We start from the raw sequence: 19,013 nt of genomic DNA on the forward strand, positions 1-19,013 counted from the left end.
TTCAAAAGCGATTCCGCTTTCTTCTCCTTGCCATCCCGGCCGGGAACAAGAAGGCGGAGCAAAGATGAAATGGAGTCATCATCAGCGAACAACGTATTAATGATGAGATTCGCGCTTCCGAGGTCCGTCTGATCGGACCGAACGGTGAGCAGGTCGGCATCGTGAAGACCTCGATCGCCATGAATCTCGCGCGTGAGGCCAACCTCGACCTGGTCGAGGTGTCCGCGCACGCCAAGCCGCCTGTGGCAAAGCTCATCGACTATGGCAAGTTCAAGTACAACGAGAAGATCAAAGCCCGTGAAGCTCGCCGTAACCAGAGCACAGCCGAAGTCAAGGAATCGCGTTTCCGCCTGAAGATCGATGATCATGATTTCGAAGTCAAGAAGAACCAGGTGTCCCGCTTCCTGGAAGGGGGAGACAAGGTCAAGGTGAGCATCATGCTCCGAGGCCGCGAGCAGTCCCGGCCGGTGGGAGGCATCGAGCTCATGCAGCGTCTGGCTGATGAAGTGGAGGAGTTCGGCACTGTCGAATCCGCCCCTCGCCGTGATGGACGCAACATCATCATGGTGTTGGCGCCTAAAGGCAAGAAGGTCCACAAGCAGTCCGAGCAGCGCCGTCGCGGGGCCGATTCCCGCGAAGAGCGCCAGGCCCGTCAACAGGCGCGCTTGAAGGCCAAGGAAGAGGCTCAAAAGGCCGCGGCCCAGGAAGCAAAGGAGGCTCTCGCCTCCCTGGGCAAGGGCTCTTCCGCCGCCGAGCAGACTGATTCGGAATCAGAGAATCCCCAGACTTCCACGAAGAAGACTTCTTCCCGTCCCGCGGATGAGGGCGAGGGGAAGGCATCACCTAAGGAGGGCAAATAATGCCAAAGATGAAAAGTAATTCCGCCCTGTCCAAGCGCGTGCGCACCACCAGCAAGGGCAAGATGGTCCACAACGGCAGCGCCATGCGCCATAATCTGGAGAACAAGTCCGCTTCCCGGCGTCGTCGCATGTCCGACAACAAGGTTCTGGCCAAGGCCCAGACCAAGAAGCTGGCCGCCATGCTCAACGCCTGAGGCCAGATCTTAGCCGGCGAGTCCAGACGGATATACGAAGAAATAGATTTTAGAACAGACGTCAAGAAAGACGAGGAATTGAATTATGGCACGTGTCAAGCGCGCAGTGAATGCGCATAAGAAGCGTCGTGTGGTGCTCGAGCGGGCGAAGGGCTATCGTGGCCAGCGCTCCCGCCTTTATCGTAAGGCCAAGGAGCAGCTCCTGCACTCCTTCACTTACAGCTTCCGCGACCGCAAGGCCCGCAAGGGTGATTTCCGCAAGCTGTGGATCACCCGCATCAACGTGGCCGTCCGCGCCGAAGGCATGACTTACAACCGCTTCATCCAGGGTCTGCGCCTGGCCGGCATCGAACTCGATCGCCGCGCTTTGGCTGACCTGGCCGTGAACGATCATGACACTTTCGTCTCCATCGTGGATGCCGCCAAGAAGGCTCTGCCGGCGGACGTGAACGCTCCCGCCAAGTAAGCAAGGTCGGGGCAAGCGGAAAGTCGGAACGGCTGATGAGCCGGAACCTACAGCTCCGAGAAGGGGAGCGCCCTCCCTTTCGATTCAGGGGATGGTCTTGGAACCATCCCTTTTTTCATGCCTTTCGTTCATTTCGCTCGTCCCCTCATCCCGGTCTAGGAAGGATTTCGCTCTAGGCCTTCTTACTTGCACGTTCTAATGTGAAGAAGCCTCCTATCAGAGGCGTGTCCTTTTGTGATTCCGCCTTTTCTAGAGTAGAGTGGGAGTGTGCGAGATGCAACGTTTGCGTCTCCTCAAAGAAGTCTCATTCAATGAAGATAAGACGTAGAGTATGGTCTCCATCTTCAGATAGAAAGGAATCAGATGGGTGATTCAGCACAATCCAAAGATCAGCATATTGTCGTAGCCCTGGGCGAGCTTTTGTGGGACATGCTTCCCACCGGCAAACGAGCCGGTGGCGCCCCTGCGAATTTCTGCTACCATTCCATGAAGAACGGGGCCGATGGATATGCGATCAGCGCTTTGGGAGAAGACGAACTCGGAGATGAGCTGGAAGCAGAGGTCAAGAAGGCCGGCATCAAGCATGTGATCAAACGCAACGCTTATCCGACCGGAACCGTGGAAGTCCATCTGAGCGATGGCATCCCGACCTACGACATCGTCAAGGACGTCGCTTGGGACCATATCCCCTTCACCAAGGACATGGTCGATCTGGTCAAGCAGGCCGACGCCGTCTGCTACGGGACCTTGGCCTGCCGCAGCCAGGAATCACATGACACCATCATGCGTTTGCTCGACCAGGTCCATCCTGGCACCATGAAGTATTTCGACATCAACCTTCGCGGCGATTTCTACTCCAAGATCCTCATCGAAGAGCAGCTCGAATCCGCCACCGTCTTCAAGATCAACGACGAAGAGATCACCCAGCTCCAGACCATGTTCAGCGTCCCCGGCACCCCCGAGGAAGTGGCCCAGTGGTTCCTCAAGCAGTATGACCTGGATTACGTGATCCTGACGGCCGGCAGCGAATATTCCGAAGTCTTCGGCAAGGGCGGGGCCTTCTCCAAGGTCGTCACCCCGAAGGTGGAAGTGATCGACACCGTCGGCGCCGGCGATTCCTTCTCCGGCGTCTTCTGCATCGAGATCCTCAAGGGCACCCCGCTCCACCTGGCCCATAAGAGGGCGGCCAACGTGGCCGCTTATGTGTGCACCAAGGCCGGGGCCTGGCCGGAGTATCCCGACGAGATCCCCGATTACGTGGCGGATCAAGGGCTGGAATAAATCACGGTCCGTAAGGGACCTCGTGCTCTCCGTCTGTATCTTTCTTCCAGGCTTCTCAGCCGCTGTCCGCCTCTTTCCGGTTTGGATGGCGACCGGCTGGCCTGACCTCACCGACGCTGTGGAAGGATCCTCTTGTCCGGCGGTTCTCTGTCTTTCTTCGCGCGCCCAACGTGTGCTTGGCGTGCGTGCGCCATCAGGTGAGTGTTTCTATCTTTTCGGCAGAACCATCTTCCCCTCGTTCTAAGGATTTTTCATGGAACAAAAAATGACACGACAAACGAAACAAGCCTCAGCAGGCGTCATCGCCCCGATTTTCCTGGCCTTCTTCACCATGGGCTTCGTCGATTTCGTAGGAACCGCGACCAACCTCGTGAAAGAGGATCTGACCTTGTCATCCGGACAAGCCAGCCTCTTCACCACCATGGTCTTCTTCTGGTTCTTCATCTTCGCCATCCCCACCAGCTATTGCATGAACAAGTATGGCCGCCGGGTGACCGTCCTGATCTCCATCGCCATCACCATCGGCGCCTGCATCTTCCCCATCTTCGCTTACGCCATTCCCGGCGTCCCCAAAGGCGGCAAGCTGGCTCTCATGGTCATCTCCTTCATCCTCTTGGGCATAGGCAACACCTTCATGCAGGTGTCCCTGAACCCTCTGATCGCCAACCTGGTTTCCGGAGACCGCTATTCCAGCACCATCTCCGCCGGCCAGTTCGTCAAGGCCATCGCTTCCTTCTCGGCTCCTCTCATCGCCGCCTGGCTGGGTCAGGCCTTCCACATCTGGTGGTTCATGTACGTGATCTTCCTGATCATCTCCGTCCTGGCCTTCGTCTGGCTGGCCGCTGATAAGATCCAGGAGGAGAAGCAGACCGCCCCCGACATGTCCTTCGGCAAGGTGCTGGGACTTCTGGGCGATACGGTCATCCTGCTCTGCTTCATCGGCATCCTCTGCCATGTGGGCATCGACGCCGGGGTCAACACTTACGCCCCCCAGTTCCTGATGGGGGCTCATGCCGGCATGAAGGCTTCCGCCGCCGCCTACACCACGTCGATTTACTTCGCCTTCCGTACCTTGGGCTTCGCCGTGGGCATGTGGGCCCTGGCCAAGTATTCCAACAAGGTGACCGTGGCCATCTGCGCCACCTGTGTGGCCTTGTCCGTCCTCTGCTTCATCCTCTTCACCACGGTCCTGCCGGTCAACTGGATCCTCTATGTGGCCTTGGCCTTAGTCGGCTTCGGCAACTCCAACGTCTTCTCCCTCATGTTCTCCATCGCCGGTCTCCATATGCCCAAGCGTCAGAACGAGATCTCCGGCCTGATGATCATGGGCCTGATCGGTGGGGCCATCCTGCCTCCGATCATGGGCGGCATCTCCTCCTTGGTCGGCAGCCAACTCGGCTCCGCCCTGGTCCTGATCGTCCCCGCCTGCTATCTGGTCTTCGTGGCCTGCAATCCTCACCTTCTGGGCGAGGACTGATGATCGCTGGACAGTCGTCTGATAGCTGAGGGAATCATTCCCCTTTTGGGCTCATCCGGGAAACCGGATGGGCCTTTTGCGAGGATTGGGCCGAAAATCGGGGGAGGACGGGGGAGAAGCGATAGGATTTGAGGGGATGTATTTGACGGAATCTCGGGTAGGCCTGAGACGGACTTGCAAGAGGATTTGATACAGATTTGACACAGAAAGCGGAAAGGCGGGACGATGACCGCGACGAATGAGGATTTCGAGACCGGCAGGGAGCTCTTCCTCGGCTACATCTCGATTGAGAAAGGCTTGTCCGAAGCCACGCGCCGGGCTTATGAATCCGATTTGAAGAAGTACATGGCCTGGCTGGCTAGGCATGGGATTGACCGGCCCGACCAAATCAGACAGGAGGACGTGGAGACCTTCGTGGCCAGCTTGTCCCAGGAGGGGGAGTCCAGCAGGTCCATCGCCCGCAGGCTGGCTTCCATACACGAATACCACCGTTTCCTCACCTCCCGGGGGATGGCGCAGGCCGACGTCTCGCAAGGGGTCAAGCCCCCCAAGGCGGCTTCGGTCCTGCCGGATGTTCTCACCATCGAAGAGGTCCGTAGACTCTTGGAGAAAACCAGCAATGAGAGGGATACGGACCCGGTCGTCTTGCGGGACAGGGCTTTGTTGGAGTTCCTGTACGCGACCGGAGCCCGCGTCTCCGAAGCGGTAGGGGCCAATCTGACTGACGTCGATCTGGATGATCATTTCGCCCGTCTGACCGGCAAGGGGAACAAACAACGCCTGGTGCCCTTGGGGTCGTATGCCTGCCAGGCCATGGAAAGATATCTGGACGGTCCTCGGGCCCAGCTTCAGGCCAAGGCCGCCAAAGGGGCCGAGGTCAACGCCATCTTCCTGAACAAAAAGGGCAAACGCCTGTCCCGCCAATCGGTCTGGGAGATCGTCCAGAAGGCGGCTGACAGGGCGGGGATCACCAAGGAAGTCCATCCCCATACTTTGCGCCATTCCTGCGCCACCCATCTGATCCAAGGCGGGGCCGACGTGCGCATGGTCCAGGAGCTTTTGGGGCATGCGTCGGTGACCACCACCCAGATCTACACCCACATCTCGCCCCAGACTTTGATTGAATCCTATATGGGGGCCCATCCCCGGGCGAATTAAGGAAGCAGTCCCGACCCGGGCGAACGATTGGTCTTTGGCCGAAATCAGCGGCCTTCAGGCTGATCAGCAGGAAAGATATGAAAAGCGGCACCCAGAATCCTGAATCCTGGATGCCGCTTTCCTGTTCTCAGCTTCGGCAGACGAAGCTCAGGGCTTTAAGAGGCCATGACCGCTCATGCCGAGGCCGGAGTGGGGACTATTTCTCCCAACCAACGTCTTCCCTCAGGACCGTCTGCCATCCGGCTGGGCCGGAGTTGGCCAGTCCTTTGGTATAGGCGCCCATGACGGGGCCGTTGAAGTAGGGGAAGGTGCCGTAGAGGGCCAGGGCCTTCTTTTCGGCGGCGTTCATGGTGTCCACCTGTTGCTTCGTATCCTTGATGGAGGGGACCTTCTTGAAGGCTTCGTCGATTTCCTTGGTGCCGACGTGGGTGTAGTTGGACTGGGAGTCGGAGCCATAAAGCTGATAACCGGAGCTGAAGGCGTCGGTGGGGATGGAAGAGGACCAGCTCATGCGGACGATGTCCCAGTTGCCGGAAGTCAGGGTGGTGGAGAAGTTGGCGGAGGGCTGGTTGTCGATGGTGAGCTTGATTCCAGCGGCCTTCAGCATCTTCTGCACGGCCAGGCCATTGGCCTTGGTCTTCTGGCTGTCGGAGAAGGTGGTGTAGGACAGGGCCAGGGTCTTGCCGTTCTTGGCGTAGTAGCCGTCGGAGCCCATCTTGTACCCGGCCTTTTCCAGCGTCTTTTTGGCGTTGGCCACGTTGTAGGCGGATTCCTTGGGCATGTTGTCCTCATAGGAAGACTGGGTGGGGTATGTGAGCTCCGACCCGGGGACCGACTCGTTCCAGTCGATGCCGGCGTTGGCCAGGTCGTCAAGCTGCTTGCGGTTGATGGCCTGGACGATGGCGCGACGGACGTTGATGTCCTTGAGCTGGGGGCGGGTGGTGTTCATCTCGAGGACGCCCACGGAGGAGGCGTAACCGCGACGGATGGTTGCTCCCTTGACGGAGGCGACGGCCTTGATGTCGTCCTTGGATCCCAGGGAGACCGTGTCGATTTCGCCGTTCTTGAAGGCGTTGATCTCAGCCTGGGATTCCAGCTTCTTCAAGGTGACGGTGGTCATCTTGGGCTTGTTGCCCCACCACTTGGGGTTGGCGGTGAAGACGACCTGGGAGTCAGTCAGGCTCTTGACCACGTAGGGGCCGGCTCCCCAGTCCTTGTCGTGCGGGTCGTTGGACCATCCCTTGGTGTAGGCGTTGACGTTCGCCGCCTGAGGAGGATAGACGCCCAAGAAAGAGTAGGCGGGATAATATGGGGTCTTCATGGTGACCACGGCCTGCTTGGAGCTGGTTCCTTGCTTGACGGATTCGACTTGGTCCCAGCCGGTGGTGGAGGCGGGGGTGTAGTTCTGGTCTTTGCCGGACTGGACCTTCCAGGCGGCTTCCACGGCGGTCCAGTCGATGGGGGTGCCATTGTTCCATTTGGCCTTGGGGTTGAAGTTGAGGGTGATGGTCTGCTTGCCGTTGACCGTCTTCACGTTGTAGTCGGTGATGTAGTTCTTGTTGGGGGCGACCTTGGAGCCATCGACGTTATAGGTCCACAGGACCGGCATGTAGTAGGACCAGAGGGTGTTCATATAGAGGGTGTTGCCGTTAACGGACCAGGTGTTCCAGTCGGGGCCCAGCTCCACGATGGGGTAGGTGACGGATCCGTTGTCCTTCAACTGGTCGCGGGACTTGGGGTTGTTATAGACGCCCACCTTCTTGGGCATAGGGAGCGTGCCGGAATAGTTGACCGGGGTGCCGGCGGCGGACTCGGACTTGGCCGACCCGCTTCCCGCATTATTGTTTCCGCAGGCGGCTAGCGCGAAAACGGTGGCGGCCGAAGCGACAAGGGCGCCAAGCTTAACGAGCGTAGAAGTCTTCTTCATTGCTCAATCCTTCCTTTCGAAGTTTCTTATGAAACTTTGCGAGAAGGGAGCCTCGCTGGTGTGGGGCGTCTCTCCTTGCAATGTGGTTTTTATACTAATCTTCAATAAAGATGTGAGAAAGGTGGATGTCCACAATCTGATATTCTATGCACATACTGAATCCCCTCTGAGAAAAGTCAAGGATATCTGCGAAAAGGCTCATCATTGATTGGGCGTGTCACGCCTCTTTTCCCACGGTATCAAGCCTTGATTCAAGTCAAGAGAGGGAAGGGACGCGTGCCAGAGGATAGGGAAAGTCCCATGAAGGGAGGTAAATATTTATTGGATTGAGAACCTGCTATAAGGAATTCCTATAGTATGAATCATATAGCTTCCTGACGGGCATCTTTTCCAATACTTCCCTGAGCCTTCCGATGGACTTTGGACTTCCTGTCCCCGCTTGCTTCTCTTGCCTTTCGCCAGCTCACTTCCCGCGGGTCCCCGTATGAAAGAGGCAGGAAGACAGGAGCCGGGGAGGGGCAGCAGGAGGGAGAAAGAAAAAGGGCCGAAGCTGACGCCCCGGCCCTGTCGGAATCCTGACTCGCTTACGCCCGAAGCCCCTGGGCGGCGCCATAAGACTCCACCTTATGCAGCTCCCCGTCTTCGAACACATAGCGTTCGCGGCTGCGCTCGATCACCGGGTCGGGGATGGGGATCGCGGACAGGAGAGCCTTGGTGTAAGGATGCTGAGGATTGGTGAAGACGTCTTCCGTCTCCCCCTGCTCCACGATCACCCCATGGTACATGACGCAGACGCGGTCGGAGATATGGCGGATGACGGCCAAGTCGTGGGCCACGAAGAGGTAAGCGATCTTCAGCTGGGCCTGGAGGTCTTCCAGAAGATTGATCACGCCGGCCTGGATGGACACGTCCAAGGAGGCGATGGGCTCATCCAGCAAAAGAAGGCGGGGATTGGTGGCCAAGGCGCGGGCGATGGCGATACGCTGGCGCTGTCCGCCGGAGAATTGGGTGGGGAAACGGTCCACGTAATCGGGGTTGATCCCCACCATGGTCATCAGCTCGCCGATGCGGTTGTTGATGTCTCCCTTGTTCCAATGCTGGGCGGTCAGGGGCTCGGCCAGGACGTCATAGACGGTCATGCGGGAGTCCAAGGAGCTCAGAGGGTCCTGGAAGATGATCTGGACGTCCTTGCGCAGCTCCTTGCGCTGCTTGCGGGAGAGGTCGGCGATGTTCCTGCCCATGATGGTGATGGACCCCTCTTCGGGCTTCTGCAACTCGACGATCTGGGTCAAGGTCGTGGACTTGCCGGAGCCGGACTCGCCTACCAAAGCGACGGTCTCGCCTTCATGGATGTCGAAGGAGGCGTGGTCGACAGCGGACAGCTTGCCAATCACCCGGCCGAAGGACCCGCCTTTGGTGATGGGGAAGGTCTTGGTCACGTCTTTGAGGGAGAGGACCATCGGACGCTGGTCCCGAGGGACGTCGGCCCACTTGGCCGGCAGGTCTTCCGGCGAAGGGAAGACCTCCTTGTAAGTCAGGTTGTTGTCTTGGATGTGCTTGAGCCTCAGGCAGGAGACCAGGTGGCCGGTGCCTTCTTCGGCCAGCTCCAGCTGGGGCTCGGTTTTGAAGCATTCGTCCACGGCCAGGGGGCAGCGGGGGGAGAAGGGGCAGCCGGCCGGGATGTCCGCCAGGGAAGGCGGGTTGCCGTTGATGGGGACCAGGCGTTGGCTGGCCGCCACATGGGGCTTGGGAACGGCGCCTAAAAGGCCCATGGTGTAAGGCATAGTGGGCTTGGCGAAGAGCTTGTCGATGCTGGCCCGTTCCACGGCCCGGCCCGCGTACATGACCAGGATGTCGTCGGCTGTGCCGGCCACCACGCCCAGATCGTGGGTGATAAGGACGACGGCCGCGTTGGTCTCGCGCTGGGCCACGGCCAGGAGATCCAGGACCTGGGCCTGGATGGTCACATCCAAGGCGGTGGTGGGCTCATCGGCGATGATCACGTCCGGGTTGTTGGCGATGGCGATGGCGATCATGACGCGCTGGCGCATGCCGCCGGAGAATTCGTGGGGGAAGGAGACCATCCGCTTTTCCTGGTCATCGATGCCCACCATTTTCAGCAGTTCCACGCACCGGTCATGCACGGCTTCCTTGCTCATGTCAGGGTGGTGGATGAGCAGGGCCTCGGCCAGCTGGTCGCCGATGGTGAACATGGGGCTCAAGGCGCTCAAGGGATCCTGAAAGATCATAGAGATGCGTTCGCCCCGGATATGGGACATCTCTTCATCGGTCTTACCCACCAGCTCCTCACCGTCCAAGGTGATGGATCCGCTGACGGTGGCGTTGTCGTCCAAAAGCCCGATGAGGGACAGGGCGGTGACGGACTTTCCGGAGCCGGATTCGCCCACGATGCCCAGGGTGCGGCCCCGCCACAGGTCGAAGTTCATGCCTCGGACGGCCTTGACGTCGCCGGCTTCGGAGGCGAAGGAGACGTTCAGGTCCCTCACCTGCATGACCGGGTCGCCTTGGGGGGCGCCTTTGGGGCCGTCGGCCTCGAGGTATTCGTAAGTCAGGGTGTCGTCTTTGACCAATTCCGTCTTACGGAAGCCGTCCTTGTCTTCGGAGGACTGGGACTTGTCCGCCGTCCGGCGTTTGTTCACATGTGCCATTGCTGTGTCTTTCCTTAGATTGAGAGGGTGTTGTTCGACGCTTCTCCGTCTCTTTCCGGCCCCGAATCAGGCCGGGGACGATCAGGCTCCCGCATGGCCGCTGGCCCCGGACCGGGGGTCGATGGCGTCGCGGAGGGCGTCGGAAATCATCATGAGGCTCACGCAGAGGACGATCAGGGTGAAAGCCGGTTCCAGGACCACCCAGGGGGCGGTCTGCATGACGCTTTGGCCTCCGGACAGGAGGGAACCGAGGGAGGTGTCAGGGAGCTTGATGCCCAGACCCAGGAAGCTCAAGCCGGTTTCGGAACCGACGGACCCGATGATGCCCAATAGCATGTTGAGGATGATGATGGAGGCCAGGTTCGGGATCAAATGGCGGATGATGATGGTGAAGGAATTCACACCCATGTATTTGGAGGCTTTCACGTAATCGCGTTCGCGCAAGGACAGGGCGACGGTCCTCAGGACTCGGGCCTCGGAGATCCATCCGAAGACGGACAGGCCAAAAACCAGCCAGACCCAGCCGGCGCTGGCGTTGGCGGCCCTCACCATAAGGGCGATCAGGAGGAAGGAGGGGATGACCATGAGCATATCGAGCAGCCACATGCCGATCTTCTCCACCGGGCCGCGGAAGTAGGCGATGGCCGTTCCGTAGATGGCGGCGATGACGGTGGAGATCAGGGAGGAGAGGATGCCGATGGTCATGGACCGGCCCAGGCCGTGGCACATGGCCGAATACATGTCGACCCCGGAGGAGTCGGTGCCCAGCCAATGGTCGGCGCTAGGGGCCGAGGACAAGGCGGTGAAGTCGGGGTCCGAATAGGAGAACTTGGCGAAATGGTCGCCGAAAATGGCGATCAGGGCCAGGATCACGAAGATGGTGACCCCGATCACGGCCCTGGGCTGGCGGAAGAAGCGGCGGGCGATCAGGTGCCAGTAGCCGATGTGCTTGACCTTCTCCTCGCTTTTCCCGGTTTTCTCGGCCAAGGCCTGCTGGGCCTTGATCTCCTCCACGGCGTTGACCACCATGGGGGCCGAAGCCTCGGATGCGGCTTCGGGCTGATTCTGTTCTTCTTGCGTCATCTTGTTGTCTTCCATAATGTAGTCTCCCGTGCCTTAGCTCATCTTGATTCGTGGATCCAGCAGGGCGGCGACGATGTCCGCCAGCAGAGCGCCGACCAGGGTGGTCACGCCGCCGAAGGCCATGTAGGCTACGGTTCCGTAGATGTCGTTCTTGGCCAAGGCGGTGACGAAGTACTTGCCCATGCCTTCGATGCCGAACATGGATTCGGTCAAGGTGGCTCCGGTGAAGACGCCGGCGATGGAGAAGGCGATGGAGACGGCGGTGGGGATGAAGGAAGCCCTCAAAGCGTGCCTGCGGATGGCCTGGTTGCGGGTCAGCCCCTTCATGCGGGCGGTGCGCACGTAATCGGAATTTATCTCGTCCATGAGATAAGTGCGCTGGCTGATGTGATAGCCCACGGAGCCGACGATGGTCAGGACCAGGGTGGGGATGAAGATGTGCTGGCAGAAGTCCAGGAACCAGAAGAAGGGGTTGTCCCCCGTGTAGGATGACAGGCCGGTGACGTAGAAGATGGTCTTGCCGGACATGGTATTGATGTTGATGAAGAAGAAGATGAGGAGGATGGCGATGACCGGGGTGGGGATGCACATGAGCACCGAAGCCAGACCGGTCCAGAAATTGTCCTTCCAGCTGTACTGGCGCAAGGCCGTGTAAACGCCCAGGGAGACTCCGACCAGGATGCTGAGGATGGTGGCCAGGGTGACAAGTTCGGTGGAGGCGACGATGCGGGGGGCCATGATGGTGTTGACCCTCTGCCCGTCGGGGGTCATGCCCCAGTCCCAGCGGGTGACGACGCCAGTCAGCCACCGCCAGTAGCGCACGAAGATGTTCGTATGGTCGTTCAGGTTGGCGTTATTGAGAGACCTTTCGATGGAAGGCTGCGGGGGCCGCGGGGTCCTGCTTTCGTAATTCGAGCGGGGGTGCATGAACCAGCTTGCCATGAAGAAGGTCATGGAGGTCGCCATGAAGAGCAGGACCACGTACCTTCCTAGTCTCTTGATAATGAACTTGAACATTTCCGTTTTCCTCGAATTCTTGGTGATCGTACCCAAGAGCACTGAGATCTCCATCTGGAGTGCTGCGCTACAAGAATCCTCACCTTAGCAATTTTTCAAGTACGTTCATAATACAATGCCCCTCTACCTTTTCCGGGGAAGAAAAATGTATAAATAGCGTATAAACGTCTGTTTTTTAGGAAATATACTGTATATACTCTACAATCACCGTTTTCGCGCCCTGGAGGGGTCGGGAAATTTGCACAAGATGTGAAGGCGAAAGACAAGCGCTATTGATAGAGTACAATTATGCCAGTTGATATGCTCGGACGCGAATACAAGACCTTCCCGGCCCCTGAACCCCTTGGCCAGCACGGCCCGGCCCGCGTGGTCGCCATGTGCAACCAGAAGGGCGGGGTGGGCAAGACCACCAGCTCGGTCAACATAGCCGGGGCCTTAAGCCAGTACGGGCGCAAGGTCCTCCTCGTGGACTTCGACCCCCAGGGGGCGGCCACGGTCGCTTTGGGCATCAACGCCAATCAGGTGGAGAACACCATCTACACCGCCCTGTTCAACCCTTCCATGGACGTCCATGACGTGGTGGTCCACACCCGTTTCCCCAATCTGGACATCATCCCGGCCAACATTGACCTGTCGGCCGCGGAAGTGCAGCTGGTCACCGAGGTGGGCCGCGAACAGGTCCTGGCCAGCGTTTTGCGCAAGGTGAGGAACGAATACGACGCCATCATCATCGACTGCCAGCCTTCCCTGGGCCTGCTGACCGTCAACGCCCTGACCGCCGCGGACGGGGTCATCATCCCCGTGGCGGCCGAGTTCTTCGCCTTGCGCGGGGTGGCCTTGCTCATGCAGTCCATAGAAAAGGTCAAGAGCCGGATCAACCCCGACCTGGAGGTCTACGGGGTCTTGGTGACCATGTACACCAACACCATCCATTCCCAGGAGGTCCTGCAAAGGGTTTACGAGGCCTTCCAGGGCAAGGTCTTCCATTCCATCATCTCCCGTTCCATCAAGCTGCCGGACGCCACCGTCGCCGCCGCTCCCATCACCATGTTCGCCCCGGAGCACCGGACGGCCAAGGAATACCGGGAAGTGGCCCGGGAGATCATTTCCGAAGGGATCATCGCCTAGCCTTCCGGGCGGGCGGCTGACAGGACGGCGGGAATCCATGGCTTTGGAGGAAACGGAGATCTCGGAGAGGTTCGTGGTCAGCCTTGACTCCTATCAAGGCCCTTTCGACGCGCTCCTGAGCATGCTGGCCCAACGGAAGATGGAGCTCTCCCAGATCTCCTTGGCCCTCATCACCGAGGATTTCCTCCGATACGTGTCCACTTTGGACATGATCGAAGACGCGGATCAGATCTCCTCCTTCATCGACGTGGCCTCCATCCTAGTGGAGGCCAAATCCGCTTCCCTCCTGCCCCATGAAGAGGCGCAAGAACCTTTGGAACAGAGCTTGGAAGCCCTACGGGAGAGGGACCTGCTGTTCGCCCGGCTTCTGCAGTACCGGGCCTTCAAGGAGGCCGGCGAGGACTTCCGCCAGCGGTTGGCGGCGAATTCGGGGTCCTTCCCCCATCCGGGATACATGGATGGGGCCATCGCGGCCATGCTGCCGGAACTGGCCTGGTCGGTCAGGCCGGAGGACCTGGCACGGATCGCGGCGTCCGCCATCGCCAACGCCCCTCTCAGCCAGGTGCGGGTGGACCAGCTTCACGTCCCCATGGTCAGTCTGCGCCAGGAGGCGACGGTCGTCAGGGAACGGCTGCAGGCGGCCGGGCCGCAGGCGGACGTGACTTTCGCCTCCCTGATCGAGGACGTCCAGGAGAGACTGGTCGTCGTGGCCCGCTTTTTCTCCCTCCTGGCCTTTTTCAAACAAGGGTTGATCCAATTCAAGCAGGCCGGCCCCTTTGAAAGCCTTCATATCCGTTGGGCGGGCCAGGAGGATGGGCAGGAAGCCGAAGACGCCGCTTTCGGCGGCATCAGTCAGGAGGATTTCGCATGACGACGACCGGGACCGAAGGAATCGAAGATGGGCAAGAGGGGCAAGCCAAGGCGGATACTGCGTCGGAAGCCAGGTCGAAGGCCGAGCTCCAGGCCGGCCTGGAGGCGATCCTCATGGTGGCCGATCAACCGGTCCAGACCGACCAGGTGGCCCGGGCCTTGGAAATCTCCCCGGCCAGGGCGGACTCTTTGATCCAGGACCTGGCCCGGTCTTATGGCCAGGAAGGGCGGGGATTCCAGCTGAAGATGACCTCCCAAGGCTGGCAGCTGTCCAGCCGGCAGGAATTCGAGTCGGTCGTGTCCGCCTTCGTAACCGACGGCCAGACAGCCCGCCTGTCCCAAGCCGCTTTGGAGGCCCTGGCCATCATCGCTTACAAGCAGCCGGTCACCCGGGCTCAGGTGGCGGCCATCCGGGGGGTCAACTCCGATGGGGTGATCCGGTCCCTCTCGGTCCGGGGCCTGATCCGCGAGCAAGGGGAGGATGAGGAATCCCATGCGGCCCTGCTGGTCACCTCCGGTCTCTTTCTGGACAAGATGGGGATCCGGACTGTGGGGGAGTTGCCTTCTTTGGCGCCCTTCCTCCCGGTTTCCGCCCGGGACGTGGCCGAGGAGGCCGGCCTGGCCTGATTATGTTCAAATGGGAGACATAAGAAGCAAGGCATAAGAAAGCCCCTGCATCGCATGCACTCGTACGTTCCTTCATACTGTGCGGATTTGCAGGGGCTGCAGCCGGTTCGTCGCTTTCCGGCTTATCAGCCTTCGATGGCGATCGTATGCTTCTTTTCCACCTCAGGCTGAGCTTCCTTCTTGGCTATGGCCAGGCTCAAGGTCCCATCCTTATAGTTGGCGTGAATATCGGCGTCGGTCACTTGGTCGCCCACATAGAAGCTACGGGAGCAGGTGCCCACATAGCGCTCGCGGCGGATCCACTTGCCTTCGCCTTCCTTATCGTCTTTCGAACCTTCGGCCGGTCCTTCATCGCTGTGGCTTTCGTCCTTATGGGCGGAAACGGTCAGATAGCCGTCGTTCAGCTCCACGGAGATATCGTCCTTCTTGAAGCCGGGCATATCGATGGCGACATCATAGCTGTCCTTGTTCTCACGAACGTCGGTCCGCATGAGGTTGGTGGACTTCACGCTGGCCGGGACCAGCTTGGACCCATCCTTCTTCGCGGACTCGGGGGACTGCCCCAGGACAGCTTGGCGCATGCGGGTGAAGAAAGGCTCATCGAACCAATCGTCAAAAGGATCGTCGAAAAGGGAATCCTCAAAAGGCATCGGTAACATTGCCATGATTTCATACTCCTTCGTGTATGCGTCGAAGGTTTCCCGCCTTCGGCCACTGCTCTTGTGGGTCTCTCGTAGGGGTGACGCCTTGCAGGGGTATCATCGTCGATCGGCCCACCTATCTGGCTTAACCTAAAGCGTAAGGCAATCTTCCATTATTTTACCGTGGGAGAACGGCCCCTGTTTCCAAGGTTTTCCGGGCATTTCCACAGTGGGACCCCAGGAGTCCGCGGGCTTGCGGACGGCCGGAAGGCATGCGTGAGATGATTCATCTTCGGGCGAAAAGACGATAGAATGGAAGGGACGGTCTCGTCATGGACGATGGGAGCGTCAGAATGCCGTACCAGCGGTCAACAATTATACAAAGAGGTAATAATGAGAACAGTTTTATGCTCGCCAGGCACATATGTGCAACAGGAAGGCGCCATCAAGACCTTGGCCGAGGAATACAAGGCCGTCGGGTTCCAAGGGGCTTACCTGATCGTCGATTCCACCATCGACAAGCTCTATCATGACGACATCGTCTCCAGCTTCGAATCCAGCCAGACCCCCTATCAGCTGGTGGTCTTCGGCGGGGAATGCTCCGATCCGGAAATCCAGAAGCATGTGGCCGCTTTCGGCCAGATGGATACGGTCATCGGCATCGGCGGAGGAAAGACCTTGGATACGGCCAAGGCAGCCGCCTATTACGGCAAGCGGCCGGTGATCATCGTACCCACCGCCGCTTCCAGCGATGCCCCCTGCTCCCGTCTGTCCGTGGTCTACACCACGGAAGGCCAGTTCGACCATTATCTGTCCCTGCCGGAGAACCCGCGGGTGGTCCTCATGGACACGGACCTGATTTCCCACGCCCCGGCCCGCTTCCTCATCTCGGGCATCGGAGACGCTTTCGCCACCTATTATGAGGCCGTCGCCTGCGTCAAATCCAGCGCCATCACCATGACCGGAGGCCATGCCACCAACGCGGCCTTCGCCTTGGCCACCCTCTGCCACGACAACCTCCTGGCGGATGGGATCAAGGCCGTCTCGGCCGTGAAGAAGGGGCTGAGGACCAAGGCCGTGGAGAACATCATCGAGACCAACACCCTGCTTTCCGGCCTGGGGTTCGAATCCTGCGGCCTGGCCGCCGCCCATTCCATCCACGATGGTCTGACGGCTCTGCCTCAGACCCACGCCTACCTGCATGGGGAGAAGGTGGCCTTCGGCACTTTGACCGAGATGATCATGGAGGATAGGTCTTTGGAAGAGCTGGCCCAGGTCTACCGCTTCTTCCGCGCCGTAGGCCTGCCCACCACCTTCGCCGGGATCGGGATCACCGAAGTGAGCGACGAACAGCTCCTGCAGGTGGGGGAGTTGGCTTGCGGCCCGGCTGACACCATGGCCAACATGCCTTTTGAAGTCCAGCCGATCGACGTGGCCAACGCCATGCGGGCGGCGGACGCTTTGGACGCCGAAATCGACTGATCTGAATCCGAAACCGCGATCCGAGGCCGGAGTTTGACGGACCATGTCTGATCCGTGAGAACCCGGCCTTTTCTCGTGCGGCATCTGTCAAGCGCCGTCTGTATTCTTTAACTTTGGCATTTTTCAGGCTGAGAGATACGTATTAGTCACGAAAACAAGCAGGAATATCCGAGGAATATAAGAGGAAATATGGCAACTCGTTCTGACATCCGAAATGTAGCTATCGTCGCCCACGTCGATCACGGCAAGACCACCCTGGTGAACGCGATGCTGCAGCAGTCCCACGTCTTTTCGGAACGAGAGGAAGTGCCTGACCGCGTCATGGACTCCGGCGACATCGAACGCGAGAAGGGCATCACCATCCTGGCCAAGAACACGGCCATCCGTTACACCGGGCCCTTGGCCGCAAAAGTGGGCCAGCCCGATGGCATCACCATCAACGTGGTGGACACCCCCGGCCACGCCGATTTCGGTGGGGAAGTGGAACGCGGCATCTCCATGGTCGACGGGGTTCTCCTTCTGGTGGACGCTTCCGAAGGTCCCCTGCCCCAGACCCGTTTCGTCCTGCGCAAGGCCTTGGAAGCCAAGCTGCCGGTGATCCTAGTGGTCAACAAGACCGACCGTCCGGACGCCCGCATCTCCGAAGTGGTCTCCGAGACCACCGACCTGCTTCTGGGCCTGGCCCAGGATGTGATCGAAGAGGGGGTGGACCTGGACCTGGATTCCCTCCTGGACCTTCCCGTTCTTTATTGCGCGGCCAAGGCCGGCATCGCCTCCACCAAGCAGCCCGCCGATGGGTCCGTGCCTGAAGGCGAAGGCCTGGAGCCCCTTTTCCAGTCCATCATCGAGAACATCCCCGCCCCCGACTATGACGAGGACGCTCCTTTGCAGGCCCATGTGACCAACATCGATTCCTCCGATTACCTGGGCCGTCTGGGCCTGGTCCGCATCTACAACGGCGCCCTGGTCAAAGGCAAGAATTACGGCCTCTCCCGGGTGGATGGGTCCGTGGAGACCTTCCGCCTGACCGAGCTGTTGCGCACCGAAGGCCTGGACCGCGTTCCCACCGAAGAGGCCGGACCTGGAGACATCGTGGCCGTGGCTGGCGTGAGCGACATCATGATCGGCGAAACCATCGTCGATCCCGACAATCCCCACCCCATGCCCCTGATTCACGTGGATGATCCGGCCATCTCCATGACTTTCGGGACCAACGATTCTCCTTTGGCTGGAACCGAAGGCAAGGACCACAAGCTGACCGCCCGCATGCTCAAGGACCGTCTGGACCGCGAGCTCATCGGCAACGTCTCCATCCAGGTCTTCCCCACGGACCGGCCTGACGCTTGGGAAGTGCGCGGCCGTGGCGAATTGGCTCTGGCTGTCCTGGCCGAGGAGATGCGTCGCGAAGGCTACGAACTGACCGTCGGCCGCCCTCAGGTGGTGACCAAGACCATCGATGGCCAGGTGAACGAACCTTTCGAGAACACCACTATCGACGTTCCGGAAGAGTACATGGGGGCCGTCACCCAGCTCCTGGCCGCCCGCAAAGGCCGCATGGACTCCATGACCAACCACGGGTCCGGCTGGGTCCGGATGGAATTCACCGTCCCCTCCCGCGGTCTCATCGGTTTCCGCACCCAGCTCCTGTCCACCACGCGCGGGACCGGCATCGCTTCTTCCATCTCCGCCGGCTATCAGCCTTGGGCGGGGGAGATCGTCCTGCGCCAGAACGGTTCCATGGTCTCCGACCGCCAGGGCAAGGCCAGCCCTTACGCCATGCAGCGTCTGCAGGCCCGGGGCAACTTCTTCGTGGAGCCCCAGAGCCCGGTCTATGAGGGCCAGGTGGTCGGCGTCTGCGCCAAGCCGGGGGACATGGATATCAACATCACCCTGGAAAAGCACATGACCAACATGCGTTCCTCCACCGCCGACGTGCTGGAAACCCTGACCCCGCCCATCAAGATGAGCCTGGAGGAGTGCCTGGACTTCGCCAACGAAGATGAATGCGTGGAAGTGACCCCCGAGGCCGTCCGCGTGCGCAAGATCATCCTGGACCGCGAGCAGTGGTACAAGTGGAACGCCCAGCAGCGTCGCCAGTCCAAGAACAACGGTAAGTAAACGGTCGGCGGGATG

General features: G+C 59.7%; 15 protein-coding genes and 1 pseudogene. 11 read left to right on the top strand and 5 right to left on the bottom strand.

What is annotated here, in order from left to right:
- Positions 1-77: 77 nt before the first annotated feature.
- The 6 genes and pseudogenes from infC to xerD all read left to right on the top strand — a co-directional run.
- Positions 78-731, top strand: a pseudogene (infC, locus tag PSDT_RS03405) (translation initiation factor IF-3); the annotation flags it as partial.
- 128 nt (positions 732-859) lie between these two features.
- Positions 860-1,054, top strand: a complete 195-nt coding sequence (rpmI, locus tag PSDT_RS03410; RefSeq protein WP_006289356.1) for a 50S ribosomal protein L35 — start codon at positions 860-862, stop codon at positions 1,052-1,054.
- 85 nt (positions 1,055-1,139) lie between these two features.
- Positions 1,140-1,520 carry a 50S ribosomal protein L20 gene (gene rplT, locus PSDT_RS03415; RefSeq protein ID WP_006289355.1) on the top strand — a complete coding sequence of 127 codons (381 nt, stop codon included), beginning with the start codon at positions 1,140-1,142 and terminating at the stop codon, positions 1,518-1,520.
- A 363-nt stretch (positions 1,521-1,883) separates the two neighbouring features.
- Positions 1,884-2,801, top strand: coding sequence for a carbohydrate kinase family protein (locus PSDT_RS03420; protein ID WP_006289354.1), 918 nt, complete (start codon positions 1,884-1,886; stop codon positions 2,799-2,801).
- 253 nt (positions 2,802-3,054) lie between these two features.
- Positions 3,055-4,278, top strand: a complete 1,224-nt coding sequence (locus tag PSDT_RS03425; protein WP_006290479.1) for an MFS transporter — start codon at positions 3,055-3,057, stop codon at positions 4,276-4,278.
- A 225-nt stretch (positions 4,279-4,503) separates the two neighbouring features.
- A complete protein-coding gene (gene xerD / locus PSDT_RS03430) occupies positions 4,504-5,436 on the top strand; it encodes a site-specific tyrosine recombinase XerD (RefSeq protein ID WP_006289352.1) in 933 nt (310 codons plus the stop codon).
- 196 nt (positions 5,437-5,632) lie between these two features.
- On the opposite strand, the gene PSDT_RS03435 is transcribed toward xerD, so the two are convergent.
- From PSDT_RS03435 to PSDT_RS03450, 4 genes are all read right to left on the bottom strand, one after another.
- Positions 5,633-7,363: an ABC transporter family substrate-binding protein gene (locus PSDT_RS03435; protein ID WP_006289351.1), complete on the bottom strand. Its 1,731-nt coding sequence runs from the start codon at positions 7,361-7,363 to the stop codon at positions 5,633-5,635.
- A 584-nt stretch (positions 7,364-7,947) separates the two neighbouring features.
- The gene (locus tag PSDT_RS03440) at positions 7,948-10,032 is read right to left on the bottom strand and encodes a dipeptide ABC transporter ATP-binding protein (protein WP_006289350.1); all 2,085 of its coding nucleotides are present in this window, start codon (positions 10,030-10,032) and stop codon (positions 7,948-7,950) included.
- 81 nt (positions 10,033-10,113) lie between these two features.
- Positions 10,114-11,115 carry an ABC transporter permease gene (locus PSDT_RS03445; RefSeq protein WP_223293571.1) on the bottom strand — a complete coding sequence of 334 codons (1,002 nt, stop codon included), beginning with the start codon at positions 11,113-11,115 and terminating at the stop codon, positions 10,114-10,116.
- Between the two features lie 33 nt (positions 11,116-11,148).
- The gene (locus PSDT_RS03450) at positions 11,149-12,132 is read right to left on the bottom strand and encodes an ABC transporter permease (RefSeq protein WP_006289348.1); all 984 of its coding nucleotides are present in this window, start codon (positions 12,130-12,132) and stop codon (positions 11,149-11,151) included.
- Between the two features lie 288 nt (positions 12,133-12,420).
- Here PSDT_RS03450 and PSDT_RS03455 point away from each other — a divergent pair, with 288 nt between their 5' ends.
- Genes PSDT_RS03455 through scpB form a run of 3 tightly spaced genes read left to right on the top strand, consistent with a single transcriptional unit; the run spans position 12,421 to position 14,757 of the window.
- Positions 12,421-13,260 (top strand): ParA family protein, encoded by an 840-nt coding sequence (locus PSDT_RS03455; protein WP_006289347.1) that lies wholly within the window; start codon positions 12,421-12,423, stop codon positions 13,258-13,260.
- Positions 13,261-13,297: 37 nt separating this feature from the next.
- A complete protein-coding gene (locus tag PSDT_RS03460; protein ID WP_006289346.1) occupies positions 13,298-14,131 on the top strand; it encodes a segregation and condensation protein A in 834 nt (277 codons plus the stop codon).
- Positions 14,128-14,757: an SMC-Scp complex subunit ScpB gene (gene scpB, locus PSDT_RS03465; RefSeq protein WP_006290475.1), complete on the top strand. Its 630-nt coding sequence runs from the start codon at positions 14,128-14,130 to the stop codon at positions 14,755-14,757. The genes PSDT_RS03460 and scpB overlap by 4 nt, the downstream gene beginning before the upstream one ends.
- 125 nt (positions 14,758-14,882) lie before the next feature.
- On the opposite strand, the gene PSDT_RS03470 is transcribed toward scpB, so the two are convergent.
- Positions 14,883-15,422, bottom strand: coding sequence for an Hsp20/alpha crystallin family protein (locus PSDT_RS03470; protein ID WP_006290474.1), 540 nt, complete (start codon positions 15,420-15,422; stop codon positions 14,883-14,885).
- A 369-nt stretch (positions 15,423-15,791) separates the two neighbouring features.
- Here PSDT_RS03470 and PSDT_RS03475 point away from each other — a divergent pair, with 369 nt between their 5' ends.
- A complete protein-coding gene (locus PSDT_RS03475; RefSeq protein WP_006289343.1) occupies positions 15,792-16,880 on the top strand; it encodes a glycerol dehydrogenase in 1,089 nt (362 codons plus the stop codon).
- 189 nt (positions 16,881-17,069) lie between these two features.
- Positions 17,070-18,998 (top strand): translational GTPase TypA, encoded by a 1,929-nt coding sequence (gene typA, locus PSDT_RS03480; protein WP_006289342.1) that lies wholly within the window; start codon positions 17,070-17,072, stop codon positions 18,996-18,998.
- Positions 18,999-19,013 lie beyond the last annotated feature (15 nt).

The organism is Parascardovia denticolens DSM 10105 = JCM 12538 (assembly GCF_001042675.1).
GTDB classification, from domain to species: Bacteria; Actinomycetota; Actinomycetes; order Actinomycetales; family Bifidobacteriaceae; genus Scardovia; species Scardovia denticolens.